Here is a 26,946-nt window from a genome sequence, read left to right on the forward strand (position 1 = left end):
CTTACAGAGCTAATTCGCGATTCAGAACCAGTGCCAGTAACGCCTGGCGGGCGAAGATGCCGTTTCCGGCCTGCTGGAAGTACCAGGCGTGCGGCGTTTTATCCACGTCTGTGGTGATCTCATCGATGCGCGGCAACGGGTGCAGCACCTTCATGTTGTCGCGCGCGCCCTCGAGGTCGCTGGCGCGCAGTACGAACTGCGCCTTCACGTTGGCGTACTCGGATGGGTCAAGACGCTCTTTCTGCACGCGGGTCATGTAGAGAATATCCACGTTGCCCATCACTTCTTCTATGCTGGCGTGCAGGCTCCACGCGATGCCTTTTTCGTCCAGCATATCGAGAATGTACTGCGGCATCGCCAGCGCGTCCGGCGCGATGAAGAAGAAGCGGTTGCCGTTAAATTTCGCCAGCGCCTGGGTCAGGGAATGGACGGTGCGGCCATATTTCAGGTCGCCGACCATGGCGATGTTCAGGTTCTCAAGCGTGCCCTGCGTCTCCTGAATGGTGAACAGATCCAGCAGGGTCTGCGTCGGGTGCTGGTTGGCACCGTCACCGGCGTTCAGCACCGGAATGCCGCCGGAAAACTCGGTCGCCAGACGCGCTGCGCCCTCCTGCGGGTGGCGCATCACAATCGCGTCCACGTAGGTACTGATAACCGAAATGGTATCCGCCAGGGTCTCGCCTTTTTTACCCAGCGACGTGTTGCTGCTGTCCGAGAAGCCCACCACGCTCGCCCCGAGGCGGTGCATGGAGGTTTCAAAGGAGAGGCGGGTGCGGGTGGAGGCCTCGAAGAAGCAGCTCGCAATCACCTTGTGCTTCAGCAGCTCCGGTTGCGGATTGGCCTTCAGTTTTGCCGCGGTTTCCAGAACCAGTTCCAGCTCTTCGCGGCTGAGGTCGTTTATGGAAATGATGTGTTTTTGATAAAGCGGATTCATGTTTATCTCCTGACGCCGGGCAAAAAAAAGCCCCTCAAATGAGGGGCTCTGGGAATAGGTTTAGCAACGGGAAGAAAAACGGCAGGCCAGCGTCTGATTTCAGACGCGGTAAGACGATATGTCGTACACGCTTGACCATGCTTCCTCCCGGCAAATTGTCGGGCATTATACGCAGCTCGCTTTTGGGATCAAGCGATTTAATGCACGCTTTACTCAATGCAAACGGTTCTTTATGAATATTAATGCGTTCTGAGTAAATAATTAATTTGCTTATGCACCAGCGCGGTGCGCTTCACCACGCGGGGCGCGACCCAGACAATACTGCTTCCGGCCACCACGCCTAAAATTTCCGGTAACTGGTGATAATCCAGAATACGCGCCACCGCTCGGCCATATCCGGCGACGGTATGGATAAGGATAAATTCGCTGTTGTGCTCCACGCTCACCACCATTTCAGAGACGGTACGCGCCGCGTCGGGGGCCGGGCGCAGTTGGGGATTCAGCGAATAAATCTTTAGCCCTTTGGCATTGCGAATTTTTATGACACCGAGCAACTTGAGCAGACGTGAAACGGTGGACTGGCTGATGGTCTCAAAACCCCGCTCCTGTAAGTCGCGGCGGATCTCCTCCTGGGAGAGATAGCTCTTTTCCGCGATCAGACGCTGGCAGACCGTTAGCTGTAGTTGCTCTTTGGGAGAGTACTCTTCGTAATCCATCATAGTTCCCATATCAGTTCCCGAAATAACCGGTGGCACCGCACCGATCCGTAGGCCGGATAAGCGCAGCGCCATCCGGCAAATTACAACAGGGCGCCCAGGCTTAACGCCACCATAATCACCACCGTTAAAATCCCCAGCAGCGGCGCGACCCATTTCAGATAGCGCACGTAGGGCACGCGGGCGATAGCCAGCCCGCCCATCACGACGGCAGAGGTGGGAGTGATCAGGTTAACGATGCCGGACGCCGACTGGTAAGCCGTAACCACCAGGTCGCGGTTGACGTTAGCGAAATCGGCAAGGGGCGCCATGATCGGCATCGTCAGAACGGCCAGGCCGGACGAAGAAGGCACAAGAAACGACAGCACCACTTCCAGCCAGTACATCACGTTGATGAACGCCACCGTCGACAATCCGGTGACCATTCCCTCGGCGCTGTGCAAAATGGTGTGGGTAATCATGCCCTTATCCATGATCACTACGATACCGCGCGCGATGCCGATAATCAGCGCGACGCCCAGCAAATCTCGCGCGCCGTTGATAAAGGTTGAGGTCAGCTCCTCTTCGCTCATGCGGGCGATCAGCCCGACGATAATCGCGCTGGCGAGGAACACCGCCGAGATCTCCGCCATCCACCAGCCCAGCACCGCCACGCCGTAGATCATCACCGCGAAGGCGAGGGCGAAGATCACCAGGATGAGTTTGCGCACCGGGGTAAACTCCAGCGACTGCTCGCCCTTATTGCCGAGGAAGTGGGCGAGATTCTCTTCCTGCTTATCCGCCACGATCGACAGCGACGGATCCTTGCGCACCTTGCGGGCATAGCGCATTACCCACGCCACGCAGATGATCCAGCCGATCACCAGCAGCGCGATGCGCAACATGATGCCGTTGGTGAAGGGGATCCCGGCGGCGTTGGCGGCGATCACCGTGGCGAACGGGTTGATGGTGGAGCCGAGGGTGCCGATCCCCGCGCCGAGCAGCACGGTGGACGCAGCAACCACCGGATCGAACCGCGCCGCCAGCATCACCGGCACCAGTAAGGTATAGAAGGGCAGCGACTCTTCTGCCATGCCGTAAATCGTGCCGCCTGCGGCAAACAGCGCCATCAGGATCGGGATCATCCACTCTTCGCGTCCGCGCAGCCGGGTGGTGACGCGCTCGATCCCGGCGTCTATCGCCCCGGTTTTAGTGACGATCCCGAGGAATCCCCCGATGATCAGAATAAACAGCGCCACGTCGATGGCCCCGGCCTGGCCGGACTCCGGATCGTACAGCCCGGCAATCGGCGCCATCAGCACCGAAACCAGCCCCTGCGGGTGCGCTGCCACGTGCGCGTAGGTGCCAGCAACCGGCACTTCTTTGCCGAGCGCCTCGTTCATCGCCATATGGTACTGCCCGGCCGGAACAATCCACGTCAGCACGGCAACCACGGCAATCAGAAAAAAGAGAATGGTGTAAGCGGAGGGAAACTTGAACTTGCCCATGATGTTCTCCTGAACCCGGCGCACCCCGCGGCGCGCCGGGCGGTGATTAGTCGCCGAGTGTCGCCACCATGACCGCTTTAATGGTGTGCATGCGGTTCTCTGCTTCGTCGAAGACAATGGAGTTCGGTGATTCGAAGACCTCTTCCGTCACTTCCAGCCCCTTCAGGCCGTACGCCATTTCGATTTCGCGGCCCACTTTGGTGTGCTCGTTGTGGAACGCTGGCAGGCAGTGCATGAACTTGACGTTCGGGTTACCGGTGGCCTTCATCACGTCCGCGTTAATCTGATATGGCTTCATCAGGCTGACGCGCTCGGCCCAGGCTTCCTTCGGCTCGCCCATGGAAACCCACACGTCGGTGTAGAGGAAATCGGTGCCCTGCACGCCTTCCTCCACGTCGTCGGTGAGGGTGATGCGCGCGCCGGTCTCTTTGGCGATGGCACGGCACTGCTCAACCAGGCCCGCCTCCGGCCAGAAGGATTTCGGCGCCACAAGGCGGATATCCATCCCCATTTTGGCCGCGCCGACCATCAGGGAGTTGCCCATGTTGTTGCGCGCATCGCCCAGGTAGGCAAAGCTCAGCTCCGGCAGGGTTTTGCCCGGCGCGTGCTCCAGCATGGTCATCAGGTCGGCAAGGATTTGGGTCGGGTGGAACTCGTCGGTCAGGCCGTTCCACACCGGCACGCCCGCATACTCGCCCAGCTCCTCGACGATGGCCTGGCCGTAGCCGCGGTATTCGATGCCGTCATACATGCGGCCCAGCACGCGGGCGGTGTCCTTCATCGACTCTTTATGGCCGATCTGTGAGCCGCTTGGGCCGAGATAGGTGACCTGCGCGCCCTGGTCGAACGCGCCCACTTCAAAGGCGCAGCGGGTGCGGGTGGAGGTTTTTTCAAAGATCAGGGCGATGTTTTTCCCGACCAGCGTTTGTTTTTCGCGTCCGGCTTTTTTAGCGGCCTTCAGTTCAATGGCGAGGTCGATCAGGTACTGGATCTCCGCCGGGGTGTAGTCGAGCAGTTTGAGGAAGTTGCGGTTTTTCAGGTTGATGGTCATGGGGAAATCCTTTTTAAAATTTAGCTGTCTGATGCCCTCACCCCGGCCCTCTCCCACAGGGAGAGGGGGCGTACATTCCCTCTCCCTTTGGGAGAGGGTTAGGGTGAGGGGAAAACGACTCAGTTACGAATCAACGTGCCTTTCTCGCCCGCCAGGATCTCCGCGCCATCATTCAGCGCGCCGATCCCGGCAATGCCGTTGCAGGCTTCAACAAACTCGCGGCAGGCGGCCACTTTCGGCCCCATCGATCCGGCGTCAAACTGCATGCCCCTGAGCAGTTCCGGCGTCACCTGCGCCAGCGGGCGCTGGGTCGGCTTGCCCCAGTCGAGGTACACCGCGTCGGCATCGGTCAAAATCAGCAGGGCGTCGGCTTCGATCTGGCGCGCCAGCAGGGCGGCGGAGAGGTCTTTGTCAATCACCGCCTCAATCCCGCGATAGCCGTTGGCGTTTTCCACCACCGGCACGCCACCGCCGCCGTTGCAGATCACCAGGTGGTCGCGCTGGATCAGCGCCGTGATGGCGTCGCTCTCAACGATGCGCTTCGGCTGCGGCGACGGCACCACGCGGCGGAAGTAGCTGCCGTCGGCCTTAAACACCCAGCCTTTCTCTGCGGCCAGCGCTTTAGCCTGGGCTTCGCTGTAGACCGGGCCGATGTACTTGGTCGGGTTGCTGAACGCCGGGTCGGCGGCGTCCACTTCCACCTGCGTGAGCAGGACGCTGACCTCGCGCTGGGGCAGATTGTTTTTCAGCGCCTGCTGGAGCATGTAGCCGATCATTCCCTGGCTTTCGGCGCCAAGAACGTCCAGCGGGTAGGGAGTGACTTTGTCGTAGGCGCTGTTTTGCAGCGCCAGCAGTCCGACCTGCGGGCCGTTGCCGTGCACCAGCACCACGCGCCACTGTTCCGTTAAGCCGGCGATGGTGCGGGCGGCCTGCTCGATGTTCTGGCGCTGGATCTCCGCTTCCAGCGGCTCGCCGCGCTTGAGCAGCGCGTTGCCGCCAAGGGCCACAACCAGAGTGGGTTTTCGTTCCATGATGGCTCCTTTAAATTCCGTCGCGTTCCAGTGGGCAGCTCATGCAGCGCGCGCCGCCGCGACCACGTCCCAGCTCGTCGCCCGGGATCGGCAGCACGGTGATGCCTGCTTTGTCGTACTTCTCGTTGGTCCAGACGTTGCGCTCGTAGCCGATCACCACGCCCGGGCGGAGGGTCAGGACGTTGTTAGCGTCGTTCCACTGCTCGCGTTCGGCTTCAAAGGCGTCGCCGCCGGTGGTGATCAGGCGGACGTGGTTAATGCCGAGGGCTTTCTCGATGGCGTGCAGCAGGTCGGTTTCCTGGGTGCGCAGCAGGCCGCCGCGTCCGTCCGGGGTGAGCGTCCAGCACTGGGCGTCCTTGCGCACCACTTCCGGGTAAACGGAGAAGGTGTCCACGTCGATGTGGGTCATCACGGTGTCGAGGTGCATGCAGGAGCGGTGTTTCGGCAGCTCAACGGCAATCACGCGCTCGGCCTGGCGATGTTTAAACAGGCTGTTGGCGAGGAACTCCACGCCCTGCGGCGTCGTGCGCTCGGACATGCCGATCAGTACCGCCCCGCGACCAATCACTAATACGTCGCCGCCTTCTAAGGTGGCGTGGTCGTAATTAATATTCTCGTCGCCGAAATACTTAATAAACTCGCCGTCGGCAAATGCGGGGTGCCAGCGATATATTGCCCGCAGGTTATTGGTTTCACGCTGGCGGGCGGGTTTCGCCATCGGATTAATGGAGACGCCGTTATAAATCCAGCAGGAGGTATCGCGGGTAAATAAGTGGTTCGGCAGCGGCTTCATAATAAAATCATTCGCCGTGTGGGTATCGACCACCATATTTTTAATGGCTGCCGGAATTTCACCGTAGGTTAATCCGCCGCTTAATCTGCGCGCCAGTTCCCGGTGCGGCATATCCGCCAGCCAGCCGCGCACGTCGGCGGCAAAGGTTGGTCCCAGGCGATAGTCGGAGATTTGTGTTTCAAGAAGCCAGGCTTTTGCTTCAGCAATATCAAGCGTTTGCGTAAGAAGGTCGGTCAACAGCAGGACTTCCACACCCTGCTCGCGCAGCGTGTTTGCGAAGATGTCATGCTCTTCACCCGCCCGTTCAACCGAGAGCACGTCATCAAATAGCAGCTCCTGACAGTTTGAGGGGGTTAACCGTTTCAGACTTAAATTAGGACGGTGCAGCATAACGCTACGCAATTGACCAATTTCAGAACCGACGTAATGCTTTTCCATAATTATTCCTTTAACTTTTTTTCAGAATAAAAAGGGCATGCGCCATGTGATGTGTTTAATTTCATGGCGGCTAAGCTCAATTGATTTCGTGATTTATAGTAGGCGCTTAAATAATGGTTATTGTGACATTGCTCACGCGAAAACCGATATTGAACAGTTTATTTTCAATTGCATGATTCGTATCAGATAATGATTAATTTCATATTATTAAGGGATGAATAGCTAAGCAGGAACGGGTGGCAATATTTGAAGTTGTTATTATTTTGTAGAATCACACGCTTTGAAATATTTGGTTATGTTGTTGATTTTAATGGATAAAATGTTGTCACGGGAATAGCTATGCAATAATGACAGTTAACTATTTTTCACTTAAGAGAAATCAATAAATAATTATGGATTTTTAAAGGAAATAACCAAAGTGATAAAGTGTGATACACCAACAGGTTTTGTGAGTTATGTTTTAAATTCAGTGAGTTAGATCCTGTGTGCAAAGTGCATGAAATGAGGTTATGCATAACCACTGCATAAATGCCTGTGTGCAATTAACAGTGGATTAACACATTTCCCGATAAACATGCGCTGACGCAAATCTTGTCAAAAAAGGGCTGGTATGGAAGAGGCAATTCTCGTATAAAACATAAAAATGAAACAATGTTTTAATCTGAGGGTTGTATCATGATTATTGGCAATATTCATCATCTCCAGTCCTGGTTGCCAGAAGAGCTGCGCCAGGCCATTGAGCACGTTAAGGCCCACGTCACCGACGCAACGCCGACCGGTAAGCACGACATCAATGGCAACAGCCTGTTTTATCTGGTTTCGGAGGACATGACCCAGCCGTTCGCCGAGCGGCGCGCTGAATACCATGCACGCTATCTGGATATTCAGATTGTGCTGAAGGGTCAGGAAGGGATGACCTTCAGCACCCTGCCTCACGGCACCCCGGACACCGACTGGCTGGCGGACAAAGACATCGCGTTCCTGCCGGAAGGCGAGCAGGAGAAAACCGTGGTGCTGAGCGAAGGGGATTTTGTGGTGTTCTGGCCGGGCGAAGTGCATAAGCCGCTGTGCGCGGTGGGAGCACCGGCGCAGGTGCGTAAGGTTGTGGTGAAGATGCTGGTAGAGTAACCCCTCACCCCGGCCCTCTCCCAAGGGGAGAGGGTGTAAAAGTTCCCTCTCCCCTTGGGAGAGGGTTAGGGTGAGGGCACCAGACCGCACCCACGCATAATGTGATCCAGCTTAAACTTCCCGCACTCCCTCACCCCTTCCCATTTACCTGCGCTTTTTCTGCGTCATAGTATGATCGTTAAATTAATGAACGCCGTTCTATAATGTAGAACAAAATGTTTCAACAAGGAGATCTCATGCCGCAGTCCGCGTTGTTCACGGGTATCATTCCCCCTGTCTCCACCATTTTTACCGCCGATGGCCAGCTCGATAAACCGGGTACCGCCGCGCTGATCGACGATCTGATTAAAGCAGGCGTCGACGGCCTGTTTTTCCTGGGCAGCGGCGGCGAGTTCTCCCAGCTCAGCGCCGAAGAGCGTAAAACCATTGCCCGGTTTGCGATCGATCATGTCGATCGTCGCGTGCCGGTTCTGATCGGCACCGGCGGCACCAACGCCCGGGAAACCATTGAGCTGAGCCAGCACGCGCAGCAGGCGGGCGCGGACGGCATCGTGGTGATCAACCCCTACTACTGGAAAGTATCGGAAGCGAACCTGATCCGCTATTTCGAGCAGGTGGCCGACAGCGTCACGCTGCCGGTGATGCTCTATAACTTCCCGGCGCTGACCGGGCAGGATCTGACCCCGGCGCTGGTGAAAACCCTCGCCGACTCGCGCAGTAACATCGTCGGCATTAAAGACACCATCGACTCCGTCGCTCACCTGCGCAGCATGATCCACACCGTTAAAGGCGCCCATCCTCATTTCACGGTGCTGTGCGGCTACGACGATCATCTGTTTAATACCCTGCTGCTCGGCGGCGACGGGGCGATCTCGGCCAGCGGCAACTTTGCCCCACAGGTGTCGGTAAATCTTCTGAAAGCCTGGCGGGATAACGACGTGGCGAAAGCGGCTGAGTATCATCAGACCCTGCTGCAAATCCCGCAGATGTATCAGCTGGATACGCCGTTTGTGAACGTCATTAAAGAGGCGATCGTGCTCTGCGGTCGTCCGATTTCTACGCACGTCCTGCCGCCAGCCTCGCCGCTGGACGAGCCGCGCAAGGCGCAGCTGAAAACCCTGTTACAACAGCTCAAACTCTGCTGAGCCGGACGATAACGATGACCATTGAGAAAATTTTCACCCCACAGGACGATGCGTTTTATGCGGTGATCACCCACGCGGCGGGGCCGCAGGGCACGCTGCCGCTGACCCCGCAGATGCTGATGGAATCCCCCAGCGGCAACCTGTTCGGTATGACGCAGAACGCCGGGATGGGCTGGGATGCCAACAAGCTCACCGGCAAAGAGGTGCTGATCATCGGCACCCAGGGCGGCATCCGCGCCGGAGACGGACGCCCGGTCGCGCTGGGCTACCACACCGGGCACTGGGAGATCGGCATGCAGATGCAGGCGGCGGCGAAGGAGATCACCCGCAACGGCGGGATCCCGTTCGCCGCCTTCGTCAGCGATCCGTGCGACGGTCGCTCGCAGGGCACGCACGGCATGTTCGATTCCCTGCCGTACCGCAACGACGCGGCGATCGTGTTTCGCCGCCTGATCCGCTCCCTGCCGACGCGCCGGGCGGTGATCGGCGTGGCAACCTGCGATAAAGGGCTGCCCGCCACCATGATTGCGCTGGCTTCCATGCACGATCTGCCGACCATTCTGGTGCCGGGCGGGGCGACGCTGCCGCCCACCGTGGGGGAAGATGCGGGCAAAGTGCAGACCATCGGCGCGCGCTTCGCCAACCATGAGCTCTCCTTGCAGGAGGCCGCCGAGCTGGGCTGTCGCGCCTGCGCGTCGCCGGGCGGCGGGTGTCAGTTCCTCGGTACGGCGGGCACCTCGCAGGTAGTGGCGGAGGCGCTGGGTCTGGCGCTGCCGCACTCTGCACTGGCGCCGTCCGGGCAGGCGGTGTGGCTGGAGATCGCCCGCCAGTCGGCACGCGCGGTCAGTGAACTGGATAACCGTGGCATCACCACGCGCGATATCCTCACCGACAAAGCCATCGAAAACGCGATGGTGATCCACGCGGCGTTCGGCGGCTCCACTAATTTACTGCTGCACATTCCAGCCATCGCCCACGCGGCGGGCTGCACGATCCCGGACGTTGAACACTGGACGCGCGTCAACCGCAGGGTGCCTCGCCTGGTAAGCGTGCTGCCCAACGGCCCGGACTATCACCCGACCGTGCGCGCCTTCCTCGCGGGCGGCGTGCCGGAGGTGATGCTCCACCTGCGCGATCTCGGCCTGCTGCATCTGGACGCCATGACCGTCACCGGCCAGACGGTGGGCGAGAACCTCGACTGGTGGCAGACGTCCGAGCGCCGTAAGCGCTTCCGCCAGTGCCTGCGCGAGCAGGACGGCGTGGAGCCGGATGACGTGATCCTGCCGCCGGAGAAGGCAAAAGCGAAAGGGCTGACCTCGACGGTCTGCTTCCCGACGGGCAACATCGCGCCGGAAGGATCGGTGATCAAGGCCACGGCGATCGACCCGTCGGTGGTGGGTGAAGATGGCGTTTACCGCCACACTGGCCGGGTACGGGTGTTTGTCTCGGAGGCGCAGGCGATTAAGGCCATCAAGCGAGAAGAGATTGCGCAGGGCGATATCATGGTGGTGATCGGCGGTGGCCCGTCCGGCACCGGCATGGAAGAGACCTACCAGCTTACCTCCGCGCTGAAGCATATCTCGTGGGGCAAAACGGTGTCGCTCATCACCGATGCGCGCTTCTCGGGCGTGTCGACGGGGGCCTGCTTCGGCCACGTATCGCCGGAGGCGCTGGCGGGAGGGCCGATTGGTAAGCTGCGCGATAACGACATCATTGAGATTGCCGTGGACCGCCTGACTCTGACCGGTAGCGTGAACTTCATCGGTACCGCGGACAACCCGCTGACGCCGGAAGAGGGGGCGCGCGAGCTGGCGCGGCGGCAGACGCACCCGGACCTGCACGCTCACGACTTTTTGCCGGACGATACCCGGCTGTGGGCGGCATTACAGTCCGTGAGCGGCGGCGCCTGGAAAGGCTGTATTTATGACACCGATAAAATCATTGAGGTAATTAACGCCGGTAAAAAAGCACTCGGCCTTTAATTATTTTTTGAGAGAAAGTCGTCTGCGGAAAATATTCCGCGGACGGTTTTTGCTTGTCTTTAATTTTCTAATTTAAACAATGACTTGTGATATATCGTTGGCGTCACAAAAGCGAAATAACGTAATTCAGAAATAAGATATGACCATTGCTGGTTAATTGAGCATCTCATTACACTCCATTAACACGATGTTGTAATTCAGCACACTACATAAGGGTGTAATTCTGATGACGCAATTAACCATGAAAGACAAAATTGGCTACGGGCTGGGTGATACCGCCTGCGGCTTCGTCTGGCAGGCCACGATGTTCCTGCTGGCCTATTTCTACACCGACGTGTTCGGTCTCTCCGCGGGCATAATGGGGACGCTGTTTTTAGTTTCCCGCGTGCTCGACGCCGTGACCGATCCGCTGATGGGACTGCTGGTAGACCGCACCCGCACCCGCTACGGCCAGTTCCGCCCGTTCCTGCTGTGGGGCGCCATCCCGTTTGGCATCGTCTGCATGCTGACCTTCTACACGCCGGACTTCTCCGCGCAGGGCAAAATCATCTACGCCTGCGTGACCTACATTCTGCTGACTCTGGTCTACACCTTCGTTAACGTCCCGTACTGTGCCATGCCGGGGGTGATCACCGCCGACCCGAAAGAGCGTCATGCCCTTCAGTCCTGGCGTTTCTTCCTCGCCGCCGCGGGGTCGCTCGCCATCAGCGGCATCGCGTTGCCGCTGGTCAGCATCATCGGCAAAGGGAACGAGCAGGTGGGCTATTTCGGCGCCATGTGCGTGCTGGGGCTGAGCGGCGTAGTCCTGCTTTATGTCTGCTTCTTCACCACCAAAGAGCGCTACACCTTTGAGGTGCAGCCGGGTTCGTCGGTGGCGAAAGATCTTAAGCTGCTGCTGGGCAACGGCCAGTGGCGGATCATGTGCGCCTTCAAGATGATGGCGACCTGCTCTAACGTGGTGCGCGGCGGGGCGACGCTCTACTTCGTGAAATACGTGATGGATCACCCGGAGATGGCGACCCAGTTTTTACTTTACGGCAGCCTCGCCACCATGTTCGGCTCGCTCTGCTCGTCTCGTCTGCTGGGCCGCTTCGACCGCGTTACCGCCTTTAAGTGGATCATTGTCGCTTACTCTCTGATTAGCCTGCTGATCTTCTTCACGCCGGCGGAGCATATTGCCCTGATTTTCGCCCTCAACATCCTGTTCCTGTTCGTCTTTAACACCACCACGCCGCTGCAATGGCTGATGGCCTCTGACGTGGTGGATTACGAGGAGAGCCGCAGCGGACGTCGCCTCGACGGGCTGGTGTTCTCCACCTACCTGTTCAGCCTGAAGATTGGCCTGGCGATTGGCGGGGCGGTGGTGGGCTGGATCCTGGCCTGGGTGAACTACTCCGCCAGCAGCAGCGTGCAGCCGGTCGAGGTGCTGACCACCATCAAAATTCTGTTCTGCGTGGTGCCGGTGGTGCTCTACGCGGGCATGTTCATCATGCTGTCGTTCTACAAGCTCACCGACGCCCGCGTGGAGGCCATCAGCCAGCAGTTGATCAAGCACCGCGCGGCGCAGGGCGAGGCCGTTCCCGACGCCGCGACAGCCGCATCCCATTAACCGGAGGCAACATGGAAATCACTAACCCAATACTCACCGGCTTCAACCCGGACCCGTCCCTGTGCCGCCAGGGCGAGGACTACTACATCGCCACCTCGACCTTCGAGTGGTTCCCGGGCGTGCGCATCTATCACTCCCGCGACCTGAAAAACTGGACGCTGGTTAGCACGCCGCTGGACCGCGTGTCGATGCTGGACATGAAGGGCAACCCGGACTCCGGTGGTATCTGGGCGCCGTGCCTGAGCTACGCTGACGGCAAATTCTGGCTGCTCTATACCGACGTGAAGATTGTCGATTCGCCGTGGAAAAATGGCCGCAACTTCCTTGTCACCGCGCCGTCCATTGAGGGGCCATGGAGCGAGCCGATCCCGATGGGCAACGGCGGGTTCGATCCGTCCCTGTTCCACGACGACGATGGCCGCAAATACTACCTCTACCGCCCGTGGGGGCCGCGCCATCACAGCAACCCGCACAACACCATCGTGATGCAGGAGTTTGACCCGCAGACCGGCACCCTCTCGCCCGAGCGCAAAACGCTGTTTACCGGCACGCCGCTCTGCTACACCGAAGGGGCGCATCTTTATCGGCACGCGGGATGGTACTACCTGATGGTTGCCGAAGGCGGCACCAGCTACGAGCACGCCGTCGTGGTGCTGCGTGCAAAAACCATCGACGGGCCGTACGAGCTTCACCCGGACGTGACGATGATGACCAGCTGGCACCTGCCGGAGAACCCGCTGCAAAAGAGCGGCCACGGCTCGCTGCTGCAAACCCACACCGGGGAGTGGTATATGGCCTACCTTACCAGCCGCCCGCTGCGCCTGCCCGGCGTGCCGCTGCTGGCCTCAGGCGGACGCGGTTACTGTCCGCTGGGGCGCGAGACCGGCATCGCCCGCATTGAATGGCGCGATGGCTGGCCGTACGTGGAGGGCGGTAAGCACGCGCAGCTGACCGTGAAAGGCCCGCAGGTGGCGGAGCAGCCCGCCGCCGTTCAGGGTAGCTGGCGGGATGATTTCGACGGCAGCACGCTTGACCCTGAATTGCAGACTCTGCGCATTCCGTTCGACGACACCCTCGGCTCGCTCACCGCGCGCCCCGGCTATTTACGGTTGTACGGCAACGACTCGCTCAACTCGACCTTTACCCAGTCGACCGTGGCGCGCCGCTGGCAGCACTTCACCTTCCGGGCGGAGACGCGGATGCAGTTCTCGCCGGTTCACTTCCAGCAGAGCGCGGGGCTGACCTGCTACTACAACAGCAAAAACTGGAGCTACTGCTTTGTGGATTACGAGGAGGGGCAGGGGAGAACGATTAAGGTTATTCAGCTCGACCACAACGTGCCGTCGTGGCCGCTGCACGAGCAGCCCATTCCCGTGCCGGAGAGTGCGGAGAGCGTCTGGCTAAGGGTGGATGTGGATGCGCTGGTCTACCGCTACAGCTACTCGTTCGACGGCGAGACGTGGCACACCGTGCCGGTGACGTATGAGGCGTGGAAGCTGTCGGACGACTATATCGGCGGGCGCGGCTTCTTCACCGGCGCGTTTGTGGGACTGCACTGCGAGGACATCAGCGGCGACGGCTGCCACGCTGACTTCGACTACTTCACCTACGAGCCGGTCTGACGGCTCAGGCCGGGTAGCCCAGCGCGCGTGAGAGCTGGAGCCCGGCCTGCTGAAGCTGCTCGCGGAAATCAGCCAGCTCGGCGTCGTCCACGCGCGAGGTCAAGGTCGACAGGCTCAGGGCGGCAATCACGCGGGATTCGTGATTCCACACCGGCACCGCCACGCAGCGCACGCCCTGCTCGTTCTCTTCGCTATCCAGGGCATAGCCCTGCTCGCGGGTCTGCGCCAGGGCACTCATTAGTGCTTCACGAGAGGCGAGGGTGGAAGGCGTAAAGGTAGTGTACTGATAGCCCTCCAGCAGGGCGTTCAGCTCGGGCTCGCCCAGCCAGGCAATCAACACCTTGCCGATGGCGGTGGCGTGAACCGGCAGGCGGCGGCCGATGCGCGAATAGGCGATGGCGGCCAGCTTGCCTTCAATCTTCTCGATATAGACCCCTTCACGCCCGTCCAGGATCCCCAGATGGGTGGTCTGCCCGGTTCGCCGGGACAGCTCCGTCAGCCAGCCTTTCGCCTTCTGCCGAATATCCATCGAGCCCACGACGAAATGGCCGCGCTCGACCAGCTTCATGCCGAGGCGATACTTACCATTCTCCGGGTTCTGATCGATATAGCCGTGAAGCTGGAGGGTTTTCAGCAGCGAGTGGAGGGTACTCTTGCTCAGCCCCATCAGTTTGCTGATGTCGGTGATCTTAAGCTCGGTGGCCTGCTCGTTGAACAGGTCGAGGATCTGCAACGCACGTTCAACAGACTGAATAATCGGCATAATGCTGGTATGTCCACGCTGGAATTAAGGCGAAAACGTACCTTTTTCGGGGTGAAAAATCAATGAAATGGAGCCGGTTTGCCCGGCGGCGCTTCGCTTGCACGGGCCTACGGGACTTGTAGGCCGGGTAAGCGCAGCGCCACCCGGCAACAAAGGCGGCTACATTATTGTTAGCGGGGGACATCAATTATTATCCCGAGCGGCGACAGACTGGATTTTCCAGATCCCATCTTCTTTCACCATGCAATCAATGACGGTGTGCTGGGTCTTTTTGCCAAACGTGATATTCACGTTTACACAGACCGGGTCTGAATCATACGAATCAATAGCCACATTCTCAGCCCAGTCCTCGCCGATATACTGCGATTTCATAAAAAAATCCGCCTCGTAAAATTCAGCGTCGGCATAACGGGGATCGTCTGCATGACGTAATTTTTTCATGGTGCTGGCCGTAACGAACTTATCGATTTCATTTCCCTGTTGGATGGGATAACGATCGTTGTTCACTTGTTTGACGTACCAGCGATTGAATTCAAGGGCGCGCTGCATCGGTATCTGAAAATCTTCGGCCCCCAATGCGGCTGTGCTGAATAACGCAATTAAGATGAGCTTATTCATATTAATAATGCCTGTATAAGGTTATTGCTGGCTGGAGTTGGCGATAGGTTGGCCCCTTCGATTTTAAGCCCTCCGGCTCGAATGGCGGCGGCGATTGCTCGAGCGCAATAGTGTCCAGTATGGGTTAGTGCGTGGCTACGGGCGTATGACACAGCTTCATGTTTATTCCATGACATAAAAAATCCTTATTAATGAAATGCAGCAATAAGGAAATATTACGCCGATAATATACGGTGTTTTGTAATTGATAATGACCTGATATTAACCATTATCTACTCAGTAAATAATGGTTAATAAAAAAATAAATACCTATTATGGTTAATGCGTATCTGAGAAAGCGTCAGTAAAATGAATTTTTCTGCCTGACGATAACGCTGTTGTCGTTTTTAGGTTTTTCTCCCTCTCCCTGTGGGAGAGGGCCGGGGTGAGGGCACCAGCGCTCAGAGGACCCAATCACTCCCCAAGCGTCGCCACCATCACCGCCTTAATCGTATGCATCCGGTTTTCCGCCTGGTCGAACACGATGCTCGCCGGCGACTCAAACACCTCGTCCGTCACTTCCATCCCGCCGTGCAGATCGAACTCTTTCGCCATTTGCTTGCCGAGCGTGGTCTGGTCGTCATGGAACGCCGGCAGACAGTGCAGGAACTTCACGTTCGGGTTGCCGGTGAGCGCCATCATCTGCGCGTTCACCTGATACCCGCGCAGCAGCGCAATCCGCTCCGCCCACTTCTCTTTGGCTTCGCCCATCGACACCCACACGTCGGTATAGATAAAGTCCGCGCCCTTCACGCCCGCCGCCACGTCTTCCGTCAGGGTGATTTTCCCGCCGTGCTTTTCCGCTAGCGCGCTGCACTCCGCCACCAGGCTCTCTTCCGGCCAGCAGGCTTTCGGGGCCACCAGGCGCAGATCCAGCCCGGTCAGCGCCGCCGCTTCCAGCATCGAGTTGCCCATGTTGTTGCGTGCGTCGCCCGCGTAGACCAGCGTCATCTTGTTAAACGCCTTGCCCGGCAGGTGCTCCTGCATGGTCAGCAGGTCCGCCAGCAGCTGCGTCGGGTGGAACTCGTTAGTCAGCCCGTTCCATACTGGCACGCCCGCATACTGCGCCAGCGTTTCGACGACTTCCTGGCCGTGCCCGCGATACTGAATGCCGTCGTACATCCGCCCGAGCACCCGTGCGGTATCCTTAATTGACTCTTTATGCCCAATCTGGCTGCCGCTCGGCCCTAAATAGGTAACGCGCGCGCCCTGGTCAAATGCGGCAACTTCGAAAGAGCAACGTGTACGGGTCGAGTCTTTTTCGAAGATGAGCGCGATGTTTTTGCCAGTAAGCTTTTGTACTTCCTTGCCATTTTTTTTATCGGCTTTGAGCTGTGCGGCAAGGGTCAGCAGAGAAGTGAACTGTGCAGGGGTAAAGTCGAGCAATTTCAGAAAGTGTTTCTTGTACAGATCAGACATTTTATCCTCGCATGGCGAACGCCACTTATTGAATTAAAATTCACTTTATATGTGTAATTATTCATTTGCAACCCCGTTTCACAAATCTTTCCAACAAAGGTGGAGGCAAACCCGTCCGTGTGTGAAAATAGAAGTATCTGCCGCACTTTAAAGAGGATTGAGCCATGGCAAACCCGGAATTACTGGAAGAGCAACGCGAAGAGACGCGTCTGATTATTGAAGAACTGCTGGAAGACGGTAGCGATCCGGACGCGCTGTACACCATCGAACACCATTTCTCTGCGGATGATTTCGACGCGCTGGAAAAAATGGCCGTGGAAGCCTTCAAGCTGGGTTACGAAGTGACCGAGCCGGAAGAGCTGGAAGTGGAAGAGGGCGACACCGTCATCTGCTGCGACATCCTGAGCGAAGGCGCGCTGAAGGCGGAGCTGATCGACGCGCAGGTAGAACAGCTGATGAACCTGGCCGAGAAGTTTGACGTGGAATACGACGGCTGGGGAACCTACTTCGAAGATCCGAACGGTGAAGACGGCGAAGAAGGCGACGACGAAGATTACGTCGACGAAGACGACGACGGCGTGCGTCACTAAGCGTTCCAGGCGGTGGCCCGCGCCACCGCTTTTTCAAGGCAGAACCATGGATTACCCGCAGATACTCGCCCCCGTACTCAACTTCCTCCAGTGCCCGACCCCGCAAGCATGGATTGATAAAGCCCGCGACCCGGCGAACCTGCCGCTGCTGCTCACCGACCACATGGTGTGCGAGCTCAAGGCCGCCCAGACCGCGCTGCTGCTGGTGCGTAAATACGTCGCCGACGAAAGCGGTGCCGACGCGCTGCTCGACTGGCTCAAACCTTACGAACAGTTCACCTTTCGCGACGGCCCGGAGCCGGACTTCATCGCCCTGCACAAGCAGATTGGCAAAAGCGTGATGCCCAAAACCGACGACCCGTGGGGCCAGGCGCTCATCGACAGCATGGTGCTGCTGATTAAAGAGGAGCTGCACCACTTCTGGCAGGTGCGCGAGGCGATGCTAGCCCGCGACATTCCGTACGTCAAAATCACCGCCAGCCGCTACGCCAAAGGGATGCTGAAGGAAGTGCGCACCCACGAACCGCTGACGCTAATCGACAAGCTCATCTGCGGCGCCTACATCGAAGCCCGCTCCTGCGAACGCTTCGCCGCGCTGGCCCCGTTCCTCGACGATGACTTACAGAAGTTCTATCTCTCGCTGCTGCGCTCGGAAGCGCGCCATTATCAGGACTACCTGACGCTGGCCCAGCAGGTGAGCGACGACGATATCTCACCGCGCATACAGCTTTTTGGCGAAATTGAAGCCACACTTATCTCGACACCGGACCACGAGTTTCGCTTCCACAGCGGCGTGCCGGTGTAAACCGGCACAACTCAAGGATAAGGATGCGAGATGAAAAAAACGTGGATCAGTACGGTCGTTGTTATTGTCGCGGCCGCCGCCGTGGCGTTCTGGGTGTTCTTTGACAGGCAACGCGCTCCGGAAGCGCAGATTGATACCACCCTCAACGCGATGCCTGCCTGGCAGGTGATTAAGGAGCAGGAGCCCGCGCTGCATCAGCGCATCCTCGACCAGATGGCAGCCCTGCAAAAAGCGGGCGAGCCGGAGCAGCAGATTATCGACACCATCCAGCCGCAGATCCTGCATTTGCAGATGTCGCGCCTGCAAAACGCCCCGGACGCCAACGTGGTGAACTACATGACCATCAACATGGAGCAGACCGCCGCCATCCAGAAGGTGAGCGACGACGCCTGCTTCCGCTTCCTCTACCCGATGGTGAAGGGCGGCGTGAATCCGATGCGCATGCTGGATAAAGACCTGATGACCCGGCGCATGCAGGCCGATGCCGACATGATGCGCGCCGCCTACGGCAAAAACCGCCACACCGTGACCCAGGCCGAGCGCGAGGCGGCTGTCGAGGATGTCCGACCGATTATGAAGGCACTTGCCGATAAGTACGGCGAGGACATCCAGCTGTTGCAGATGCCAGAGAAGGCAGAAGGCAAGGAAAAGCTCTCCTGCGATATGGTGCAGGCGATGTGGGCGAAGGTGCTGGCGCTGCCGGAGCAGAAGGCGGCGGGGGTGATTCGTCTGGCGGTGTCTGAGCTGGAGTGACGAAGGGCGCTGGTTTTTTGGGCACTTAGAGTGGGTTTCGCGCGTCGTCGCTTGCATGGCGGCGCGCGACAGGTATAATCCACAACGTTTCCGCATCCCCTTCAGTGCCGAAGTGGCGAAATCGGTAGACGCAGTTGATTCAAAATCAACCGTAGAAATACGTGCCGGTTCGAGTCCGGCCTTCGGCACCATTAGTACTTCCAAGACCATCCGAGAAAGTCCAATTATCCCTTAAAAATCAATGCTTTCAGCGATTTTTACGTCCTGAGTCGTCCGAGGTTGTCCGTTGAAATCCGGATGTCATTGGGGGCATAATTGGGGGCATCTTAACTTCGATTAGAAATGTGCCCCCAAATGAAGCTCAACGCCAGACAGGTCGAGACCGCAAAGCCAAAAAACAAAACCTACAAAATGGCCGATGGCGGCGGTTTGTATCTCGAGGTTTCGGCCAAGGGTTCTAAATACTGGCGCATGAAATACCGACGCCCCTCTGACAAAAAAGAGGATCGCCTCGCTTTTGGTGTTTGGCCTACGGTGACGCTAGCTCAAGCAAGAGCAAAGCGCGACGAAGCTAAAAAGCTGTTAGTGCAGGGGATTGACCCAAAAGCCGAACAGAAAGAAGCTCAGGCCGAGAATGCGGGGGCATATACTTTCGAAACCATTGCCCGTGAATGGCATGCCAGTAACAAGCGCTGGAGTGAAGACCGTCGATCACGCGTTCTTCGCTATCTTGAGCTTTATATCTTCCCTCACATCGGTTCGTCCGACATTCGCCAGCTTAAAACTAGCCACCTGTTAGCCCCGATTAAAAAAGTTGATGCCAGTGGTAAGCATGACGTCGCGCAGCGTCTTCAGCAGCGTGTCACGGCTATTATGCGTTATGCAGTTCAGAACGATTACATCGACTCAAATCCAGCCAGTGATATGGCCGGTGCGCTATCGACAACCAAATCGCGACATTACCCCGCTTTACCCTCAAGCCGGTTCCCTGAGTTTCTTACTCGTCTTGCTGCATATCGTGGCCGTGTAATGACTCGGATCGCGGTCGAGCTCTCCTTACTAACTTTTGTGCGTTCTAGTGAGTTACGTTTCGCGCGTTGGAATGAGTTTGATTTTGATAAATCTTTGTGGCGCGTTCCTTCAAAACGGGAAGAAATTAAAGGCGTTCGTTACTCGTATCGTGGAATGAAAATGAAAGAGGAGCATATCGTTCCGCTTAGTCGTCAGGCGATGAATTTATTACACCAGTTAAAGCAGATTAGTGGTGAAAGAGAGCTGCTTTTTCCGGGAGATCATGACGCAACAAAGGTTATGAGTGAAAACACAGTAAACAGCGCATTACGTGCAATGGGATATGACACTAAAACTGAAGTGTGCGGACATGGATTTAGAACGATGGCGCGTGGTGCGTTGGGTGAGTCAGGGTTATGGAGTGACGACGCGATAGAACGACAGTTGAGCCATTCAGAGCGTAATAATGTGCGTGCGGCTTATATTCATACGTCTGAGCATTTGGATGAACGTCGATTAATGGTTCAATGGTGGGCTGATTACCTTGATATAAATAAACTTATGCCAGTAACGCCCTTTGATTTTGCTAAATTATGATAGCCAAAAGCATTGCAACGATTTCCTAACTTATCGCTGCAATGCGTTTTTTTACTTAAAAGTAACTTTAGAGTATTTTGTCACCCTTCTCATTATTTCGGTGTTGTTTACTAACCCAATGACTTCGTATTCCTCTTTCTCTTCAAAATCTCCCCAAATCTCTTTAATTAGATCTTCAAGTTTTTCTGCATAACTGACTCTAGGGAGATTGTATTTTTCAATTACCTTATCAAATGTGAATGCTTCGTGGAAATGATAAACACTATTTGAATGGCTAACTATGACATTATTCTCGAGCATTAAATCACGTTCGAAATCTGTTTTTCTTACACTATCATCGTCATCGTATTCCAGATCGCCGATATGAAAGAGAATTTCATCTGAGGAAATCAGAAGATTTTTAATATCGGATAATGAACATCTTTTATTGCTTATAAACCAAACATTTAGATCGTCATTTGGCAAGAGAATGTGAAGTTTAAGTAAAAGATCAATCGAGAGCATTGATTCTGAACTGACAATTTCCCTAGCCCAATCAATCCAGCTTTCAAGAGGATAGTTTGGTAAAGCATCATTTCTCTCTGCTTTTTCATTATTTTCGAATGATAAGCATAAACCATCAAGGCCATAAATTTGCCCTGCACGAGCCCCTTTGTAGGATACAATTAAAGGTGGGTACTCATTAATTAGAAAATAATAGTGGCTAGTGATTCTTAAACGTCCAACAGTACGCCCATTAACTTTTAATGGATAAAGTTTTTTTTCTTTACTTTTATTGTGTATTCTTCTAAGTAGATCTATGTCAGATATTTCCAACCAATCGTTTGCGCTTATTATTTTTTCAGTTTTTTCTTTTGTGATCAAATAAATGTCTATTTCACATGCAGGAAATATCCATTTGATGATTTTTTTAAGTTTACCCTGCATTTTCTCTTCACTAATTATTTCCTTTTCCTCTTCCTCTTCCTCTGGTATCAATAAATCATTTAGAGTTTCATTTTCAATACGAAGTGATATGGTAGTGCCATGTTTTTTTAATTCTTCTTGTTCATTTGGTTTTGAAATAAATGGTCTTTCTTCAAGGCCGTTAGGGAAAGTTAATTTCCAATGGGAATTGGATTCATCAGATTTCAGCTTATATCGATGTGTTATGATTTTCACATGGTTAGATATCATGAAAGCTGAGTAAAAACCAATTCCAAATTGACCAATTGAACTAAAACCAGTCTGCGCAAGTTTTGGGTGTTCATACCTGACAGTATCATGGTTCCATAATGATTTACCAAAATCGAGGAGGACATCAGATAACACATATCTACTCATTCCCAAACCATTATCAGATATATTTAACATCCAACTTTCGTTATCAATTTTATTTAGTTGGATGGTTATGTGACCTTCAAAGCTTTCAAGATAGCCGAGATTTCGAGCTGCAATGATAGCGTCAAATCCATTCTGGATTAATTCTCTGAGAGCTACGTATTTATTTTCCCCATATAGTGCTTTTCCTCCTAATGTTGAAATTAGTCTTGGAAGATTGCTCACATGAACTGAAATATCTTCAGGTTCCCAATTATTTGCTAGTACATATTTTGAAAAAGACTTTGGTGATTCTGCACCTAATACTGATTTAGCTGCTAAAGGAGGGCGGCCTGATTCGATTAAAAAACTATTAGCATCTTTAAGTTCTCTATTTATCATTCGTGCTGTATCGAATGCTAACCACCATGCATTACGTTCATTCTCGTTAAATGAGGATCCCGATGATACTCTCAGGTTTTCTCCATCAACCAGTTTAGCTCTACCAAGTTTATTTTGGAAATGCCAATGGTCCTTGGAAAGACCTTGCGGGGTAAGAATATTGAAAGCATAAGTAGGCGCTCTTCTCGAATCTATATGCGATGCATCAGTTGTACGCAAAATAAATGCAATTTTGAGAGGGTCGACTTCCCAATTTGTACTTTTGAAAAATGCAGGGGGATTAATTACTCTATTTGAGAAACTATCATTAACTTTTTTTGCTGACCAATGGTGACTTTCAGCTATTTCCCCAATTATTTCTGAGTAATAGTCTCTAATCTCTTCATCAGCTATAAGAAAGTAATAGTTCTGATTTGTTTCAGACTTCCAAGATTGTTGAATTAAATTTCTTGCTTGTTTTGCATGTAATTGCCTAACAATTTCAAATAAAGCTCTTTTTTCTAATTCAGAGTTTTTTTCTGGCTCAATATTGTTGTATTTTAGTGAGATAAGATCTTTCCATTCATCTCTCTCTTTTAAAGCAGTGAAACCACCATTGTATGCTGCACTTACATGAGCTGCATCGTGTAACAGAAACGAGCCTCCTAAAACATATGCTTCAATGGGGTTTAAATAATAATTTTCACCAATTATTTGATCGGCTACTTCCCAAAGTGAATCTATGTGAGATATATCATGGATGGTCAGCCCAGGAATTTCAAATTCAATGTTTTTTACTAAAGGTTCAATTTTTCTTCTAAAGTCAAAATAACTATTCCTCAATCTTTCAATATCTTCATTGTCGGCCAAGCCCAAAGTTAATTGCCAAAGGTTGGATTTTTCAAAAGAATTTATCATATTGGTTCCTTTCTAATGCTAAATAATTTCTATTTGGTTGTTTTCGATGAGAAGAGATGGATTCGCCATTTGTGCTTTTTTGTTGGCTTTTCGAGCTTATAACATATGTTTGTTTTTATTACTAAATAAATCACTTGAATGTTTGGCGCGCAATGCTCTCCCCGCCACGCCTGCCCGCTTAAGGGGGCGCTTTTAATGCAGGTGCATGATCGGCCTCAGGGTGCACCAGTGCTGGCGCTGGCGGGGTATTCAGTGTCGTTAAAACGCATGCAAAACCATGCACCTATGCATGCATGGCTTTTGTACGTAAAAATGGAGGGATTTTCGGGGATTTTTTTTAGCGGGCTACTGCACGGCCAGTTCTGTACGGCGGCGGGTGCAATTCAGGTTCTGTGCAGGCGTGAATTTTTCACGATTATCATCGCGCGAAGCCGCGTCAGGTCTGAATCCGATGGCCGTTAAAATGTCATTATCCTGTGCCGAATAATTAATTTTCTCACCGGCGGCCAGCCAGACCTGTAGCGCCTCACGCAGACAGTCGAGTGAGTGCTGCATGGCGCAGCGCTGAACGGCGGGATGTTGCCTGGGATAATTCATCAGCTCCGGGGAGAGGGCGGCGGCCAGCTCCGCGCCGTGCGCCTGCATAAAATCATTCAGACGGTTACGGATGCTGATTCGCTGCACCTCCTCATGCGAGCGGATAAAACGCCCGGCAGCCTGATTAATTTCCCATTTTTTCACGTCGATAATTTCGCGCAGCGTTTGCAGGCTTCGGCCGCTGTGCCCGCTGCCTGCAAGCTGTTCGCGGTATGCCTGTTCGACCTGCGTGAGTTCTTTACGGCGGTGAGCCAGACGTCTTTATTCCCCAGACATACTCTTCTCAGGATGGCTGGTACGCTCCGGTGCGATTAACTTCAGTCTCCTGTACGCGGATATGGATAATAGTTCTAACACTACGCTGCTCTCTGCCCGGACAGCTTATTGAGCAAGCTGTCCCAGCTCTCTAACCTTAGGGGAAGCGAGGAATTTCTTTCAAGGTTGTGCCGCTCAATGCTTTCCTCCAGATCGTTTTTAGATCGGCCTGCGATAACCACCGTTCTGATATTTACATCTTTATTGGGATCAACCAGTAATTTTCCTTTTGGTCCGCAAAAAGCCTCAAATTTATGCTTGTCCGTTTCTATCATTTCTCGAATACCATGAAAATTTTCCCGAAATTTTTGGTAATTCCTGATAATGGTGCCTTGTCTTCCTCTGACTTGTTGTAGCGCTTCATTAGTTTTATAAGAGAAATTATGGTAACCCGTTGAACCCATTAAATCGAAATTGGCACCTTTGATTTCAATAAGAGTAACGTCCATTCGTGAACGGCCAGAAAATATGGCGTAATCCACAAAACCTTCTTCAATTTTAAGTTCTGGAACTACGATATATTCTTCTGAAGGAAAAGCATACATATCGGCAAAAAAAGCGAGATCACGTTTAAAAAATTTGGCCAGCTCTCTTTCTATCGGGTTATCAGATAAAAATTCTGCTAATTCACTCTTAGTAATAGCTTTATCCATTATTTTGTACCGTCGGGACAGAACAGCATAGTCCTCAATCCAGGTGTTAGTGGTAAACGGACGAATTGTCTCATGCAGTCGTTCAAGTTCATTGAATAACCTTTTGTTTTCTAGTGTCTTATCGACTAGTTCCTGATGATTGCAACCAAACCGTTCGCTAATTTTATTAATAGAAATGCTCTCCCATCTGGGCGAGCCACCAGGACCAAATGTTACCCTATCAAATGAACCATAGCCAGATAACCGGTCTTCGTAATGTTCTATAATAAGAGTGTTATCTGAGATAAATCCTTTTTCTATAAGCTGCTTTCTAATATGTTCAACGGAATTTGTAACACTTGCGGGACTGTATTTTCCATCAATGTTTGTAAGTAGTGCATGCATAATGTTGTCTTTCAAGAAAATACGTACTCTGCATAGGCTATCCGTTCGTGACAAGTTAGTTGGCGTAAACTGAAATATAAAATCGCTGATCTTCACCTTACTTTTCTCCCTGTACCTGGTCTTATACTAATACAATCGAGGACTGACATAATATCAGGCCGATAGATAGTAGCCAACATCCTATAGATACAAAATATTCATTGCATTGCTGATCCACCTTGCAGAGAACAGGATGAACTCAGGTACTTCGCATCCCAACGCGACAACATATTAATCGTCGACTTTCAAAAGTTGTCAATAACCTTCCTTTTTCAAACTATGAATTTACTATCTTACTAACTCTTTGAGTATGCTCTAGCCTTCTAGGTAGCGATATTCCTTTATGAAATAACACAAATTGCTGTTGAATTTCGAACATATTCAAGACACGCATAAAAATGAAGAGCCAATCCTTTAGTTTGATTACATAACATGGATTTGGTTCATGAATGGGAAAGAGTTGCCGTTTACTAGTTGATTCTAAAGGTCCATTCCTATGAGTACTACGAATGTAGCTAGCAGATAAAATAGCATGGAATATTTTCTGAAGGGGCATTACATATTACCTTCAAGCATCTTTCTTAGTCATTTGAATGAAAGACATGATTGTGAAATACTAGCAAGGATATTAGGCAGTTGTTATTGATAATTTTGACGTTTGTGGTTAACAAGTTTATTATCCACTAATTAATTTTCATCATTGAAGGGACTGATATGGGCAACAGAATGTGGATGATTCGTGGCGACGGCGGCAAACTCTATGATGATTTTCGCGATAAAAAAATTGTAGGTATTGGTTGGTCCCAACTGGCTCCTTTAGTCAAACCTGGCCTAACACGCGTCCAGTTGCTCGCTTTATACCAGAAAGCTGATCCACTAACGAAACTGGGTACCGCCCGTTCTGGCGCATCGCAGGTCTGGCGTTTTGTGAATGAAATTCAAAAGGGTGATTGGGTTATTACCTATTCGCCAGCCAATCGTACTTATCTGTTAGGCAAAGTTACTTCCGACTTTCAATACCATCCTGAATGGGTGGAAGAAGGTATGGGAATCGTTCGCCAGGTTAAATGGAATAATGAAGAAATCGACCGCGATCGATTGTCTGTCGCTACTAAAAATACACTGGGCTCTACGCTGACGGTTTTCCAGCTACCAGAGTATGCGTTAGTAGAGCTGTTACAGGATAAGAAACCCACAGTTGACGTTATTACTCAGAATTCAGTTCCAATGGATGAGGATGAAGTTGTTTCAGACCCGCTTCGTGATATGGAAATGCTTGCATTTGAGGGGATTAAAGATCGAATCAACTCACTCGACTGGGATGAGATGCAGGACCTTGTCGCCGGAGTCTTACGCAGTATGGGGTATAAAACTCAGGTGTCACCCGCAGGAGCTGATCGTGGTAAAGACATCATCGCTTCACCTGATGGATTTGGTTTTGAAAATCCGCGTATTATCGTTGAGGTAAAGCACCGCAGAGAACAGATGGGAAGTCAGCAAATCCGCAGTTTTATTGGCGGCCGTCATAAAGACGATCGTGGGCTTTATGTTAGTACTGGCGGCTTTACAAAGGATGCTCGATATGAAGCCGATCGTTCGACGATACCGCTGACGCTCTGGACGCTGGATGACCTTGTCAGAGCGCTTATCGAAAACTATGAGCAGGTCGATATTGATACTAAGCTGCTGGTGCCTCTCAAGAAAACCTATATTCCTGCCAAAAATTAGCTTCTACGGCAATTAAGTCGCTTCAGGGCGGCTTTTTTGTCTGGCATTTGGCGTTTATGAGTCTCATTGAATGTAGAAGGACATTAACCTAGCACAGCTAC

The 26,946-nt window shown here is 53.4% G+C and carries 23 protein-coding genes, 1 tRNA gene and 2 pseudogenes; 12 read left to right on the top strand and 14 right to left on the bottom strand.

The window, feature by feature from the left end; translation table 11 throughout:
- Nucleotide 1: 1 nt before the first annotated feature.
- Both pyrB and O1721_RS06335 read right to left on the bottom strand, forming a co-directional pair.
- Nucleotides 2-934 (bottom strand): aspartate carbamoyltransferase, encoded by a 933-nt coding sequence (gene pyrB, locus O1721_RS06330; RefSeq protein WP_003863368.1) that lies wholly within the window; start codon nucleotides 932-934, stop codon nucleotides 2-4.
- Nucleotides 935-968: 34 nt separating this feature from the next.
- Nucleotides 969-1,073, bottom strand: coding sequence for a pyrBI operon leader peptide (locus O1721_RS06335; protein WP_071524139.1), 105 nt, complete (start codon nucleotides 1,071-1,073; stop codon nucleotides 969-971).
- On the opposite strand from O1721_RS06335, the pseudogene O1721_RS06340 reads away from it, so the two are divergent.
- Nucleotides 1,053-1,170: pseudogene (locus O1721_RS06340) on the top strand (hypothetical protein). The gene O1721_RS06335 and the pseudogene O1721_RS06340 sit on opposite strands and share 21 nt — an antisense overlap.
- Before the next feature lie 3 nt (nucleotides 1,171-1,173).
- Here O1721_RS06340 and O1721_RS06345 read toward each other — a convergent pair.
- The 5 genes from O1721_RS06345 to arcA all read right to left on the bottom strand — a co-directional run bounded on the left by O1721_RS06345 (nucleotide 1,174) and on the right by arcA (nucleotide 6,450).
- A complete protein-coding gene (locus O1721_RS06345; RefSeq protein ID WP_003863366.1) occupies nucleotides 1,174-1,653 on the bottom strand; it encodes an arginine repressor in 480 nt (159 codons plus the stop codon).
- Nucleotides 1,654-1,733: 80 nt separating this feature from the next.
- On the bottom strand, nucleotides 1,734-3,137 hold the full coding sequence (locus tag O1721_RS06350; protein ID WP_022646882.1) for a YfcC family protein: 1,404 nt from the start codon (nucleotides 3,135-3,137) through the stop codon (nucleotides 1,734-1,736).
- Nucleotides 3,138-3,183: 46 nt separating this feature from the next.
- Nucleotides 3,184-4,188 (bottom strand): ornithine carbamoyltransferase, encoded by a 1,005-nt coding sequence (argF, locus tag O1721_RS06355; RefSeq protein WP_032647051.1) that lies wholly within the window; start codon nucleotides 4,186-4,188, stop codon nucleotides 3,184-3,186.
- A 119-nt stretch (nucleotides 4,189-4,307) separates the two neighbouring features.
- Nucleotides 4,308-5,219: a carbamate kinase gene (arcC, locus tag O1721_RS06360; protein ID WP_017383904.1), complete on the bottom strand. Its 912-nt coding sequence runs from the start codon at nucleotides 5,217-5,219 to the stop codon at nucleotides 4,308-4,310.
- A 10-nt stretch (nucleotides 5,220-5,229) separates the two neighbouring features.
- Nucleotides 5,230-6,450 (bottom strand): arginine deiminase, encoded by a 1,221-nt coding sequence (gene arcA, locus O1721_RS06365; protein WP_017383903.1) that lies wholly within the window; start codon nucleotides 6,448-6,450, stop codon nucleotides 5,230-5,232.
- 675 nt (nucleotides 6,451-7,125) lie between these two features.
- Here arcA and O1721_RS06370 point away from each other — a divergent pair.
- From O1721_RS06370 to O1721_RS06390, 5 genes are all read left to right on the top strand, one after another.
- Entirely contained in the window at nucleotides 7,126-7,578 is a 453-nt protein-coding gene (locus O1721_RS06370) for a YhcH/YjgK/YiaL family protein (RefSeq protein WP_032647053.1), read from the top strand.
- A 236-nt stretch (nucleotides 7,579-7,814) separates the two neighbouring features.
- A complete protein-coding gene (yagE, locus tag O1721_RS06375) occupies nucleotides 7,815-8,723 on the top strand; it encodes a 2-keto-3-deoxygluconate aldolase (protein WP_032647056.1) in 909 nt (302 codons plus the stop codon).
- 14 nt (nucleotides 8,724-8,737) lie between these two features.
- Complete coding sequence (yagF, locus tag O1721_RS06380; protein ID WP_032103158.1) at nucleotides 8,738-10,705, top strand: xylonate dehydratase YagF; 1,968 nt, start codon at nucleotides 8,738-8,740, stop codon at nucleotides 10,703-10,705.
- Nucleotides 10,706-10,931: 226 nt separating this feature from the next.
- Nucleotides 10,932-12,314 (top strand): MFS transporter, encoded by a 1,383-nt coding sequence (locus O1721_RS06385; protein ID WP_032668658.1) that lies wholly within the window; start codon nucleotides 10,932-10,934, stop codon nucleotides 12,312-12,314.
- 11 nt (nucleotides 12,315-12,325) lie between these two features.
- Nucleotides 12,326-13,936 (top strand): glycoside hydrolase family 43 protein, encoded by a 1,611-nt coding sequence (locus O1721_RS06390; protein WP_032647060.1) that lies wholly within the window; start codon nucleotides 12,326-12,328, stop codon nucleotides 13,934-13,936.
- Nucleotides 13,937-13,940: 4 nt separating this feature from the next.
- Here O1721_RS06390 and xynR read toward each other — a convergent pair whose 3' ends face one another.
- The 4 genes from xynR to argL form a co-directional block, all read right to left on the bottom strand.
- Nucleotides 13,941-14,699, bottom strand: a complete 759-nt coding sequence (gene xynR / locus O1721_RS06395) for a DNA-binding transcriptional repressor XynR (protein WP_023295830.1) — start codon at nucleotides 14,697-14,699, stop codon at nucleotides 13,941-13,943.
- A gap of 183 nt (nucleotides 14,700-14,882) precedes the next feature.
- Nucleotides 14,883-15,317, bottom strand: a complete 435-nt coding sequence (locus tag O1721_RS06400; RefSeq protein WP_032647063.1) for a DUF3828 domain-containing protein — start codon at nucleotides 15,315-15,317, stop codon at nucleotides 14,883-14,885.
- Between the two features lie 453 nt (nucleotides 15,318-15,770).
- A complete protein-coding gene (argF, locus tag O1721_RS06405) occupies nucleotides 15,771-16,775 on the bottom strand; it encodes an ornithine carbamoyltransferase (RefSeq protein WP_017383895.1) in 1,005 nt (334 codons plus the stop codon).
- Nucleotides 16,745-16,840 carry a putative translational regulatory protein ArgL gene (argL, locus tag O1721_RS06410; RefSeq protein ID WP_213083700.1) on the bottom strand — a complete coding sequence of 32 codons (96 nt, stop codon included), beginning with the start codon at nucleotides 16,838-16,840 and terminating at the stop codon, nucleotides 16,745-16,747. The genes argF (O1721_RS06405) and argL overlap by 31 nt, the downstream gene beginning before the upstream one ends.
- Before the next feature lie 99 nt (nucleotides 16,841-16,939).
- Between argL and rraB the strand changes: the two genes are divergently transcribed.
- The 5 genes from rraB to O1721_RS06435 all read left to right on the top strand — a co-directional run bounded on the left by rraB (nucleotide 16,940) and on the right by O1721_RS06435 (nucleotide 20,531).
- Nucleotides 16,940-17,365 carry a ribonuclease E inhibitor RraB gene (gene rraB, locus O1721_RS06415; protein ID WP_008501374.1) on the top strand — a complete coding sequence of 142 codons (426 nt, stop codon included), beginning with the start codon at nucleotides 16,940-16,942 and terminating at the stop codon, nucleotides 17,363-17,365.
- A gap of 46 nt (nucleotides 17,366-17,411) precedes the next feature.
- Complete coding sequence (miaE, locus tag O1721_RS06420; protein ID WP_023295833.1) at nucleotides 17,412-18,170, top strand: tRNA isopentenyl-2-thiomethyl-A-37 hydroxylase MiaE; 759 nt, start codon at nucleotides 17,412-17,414, stop codon at nucleotides 18,168-18,170.
- A gap of 30 nt (nucleotides 18,171-18,200) precedes the next feature.
- The gene (locus O1721_RS06425; protein ID WP_032647068.1) at nucleotides 18,201-18,923 is read left to right on the top strand and encodes a hypothetical protein; all 723 of its coding nucleotides are present in this window, start codon (nucleotides 18,201-18,203) and stop codon (nucleotides 18,921-18,923) included.
- Nucleotides 18,924-19,029: 106 nt separating this feature from the next.
- Nucleotides 19,030-19,114, top strand: a tRNA-Leu gene (locus tag O1721_RS06430).
- Between the two features lie 163 nt (nucleotides 19,115-19,277).
- Nucleotides 19,278-20,531 (top strand): tyrosine-type recombinase/integrase, encoded by a 1,254-nt coding sequence (locus tag O1721_RS06435; protein ID WP_032647070.1) that lies wholly within the window; start codon nucleotides 19,278-19,280, stop codon nucleotides 20,529-20,531.
- Between the two features lie 51 nt (nucleotides 20,532-20,582).
- Here O1721_RS06435 and O1721_RS06440 read toward each other — a convergent pair whose 3' ends face one another.
- The 3 genes and pseudogenes from O1721_RS06440 to O1721_RS06450 form a co-directional block, all read right to left on the bottom strand.
- Nucleotides 20,583-23,129, bottom strand: a complete 2,547-nt coding sequence (locus tag O1721_RS06440) for an HD domain-containing protein (RefSeq protein ID WP_050489256.1) — start codon at nucleotides 23,127-23,129, stop codon at nucleotides 20,583-20,585.
- Nucleotides 23,130-23,474: 345 nt separating this feature from the next.
- A pseudogene (locus O1721_RS06445) lies at nucleotides 23,475-24,016 on the bottom strand (phage polarity suppression protein).
- 66 nt (nucleotides 24,017-24,082) lie between these two features.
- Nucleotides 24,083-25,174 carry a Shedu anti-phage system protein SduA domain-containing protein gene (locus tag O1721_RS06450; protein WP_032647072.1) on the bottom strand — a complete coding sequence of 364 codons (1,092 nt, stop codon included), beginning with the start codon at nucleotides 25,172-25,174 and terminating at the stop codon, nucleotides 24,083-24,085.
- A gap of 657 nt (nucleotides 25,175-25,831) precedes the next feature.
- Here O1721_RS06450 and O1721_RS06455 point away from each other — a divergent pair.
- Nucleotides 25,832-26,845 (top strand): restriction endonuclease, encoded by a 1,014-nt coding sequence (locus tag O1721_RS06455; protein WP_032647073.1) that lies wholly within the window; start codon nucleotides 25,832-25,834, stop codon nucleotides 26,843-26,845.
- Nucleotides 26,846-26,946 lie beyond the last annotated feature (101 nt).

It is taken from the genome of Enterobacter cloacae complex sp. HYC033_NIDB, assembly GCF_056673335.1.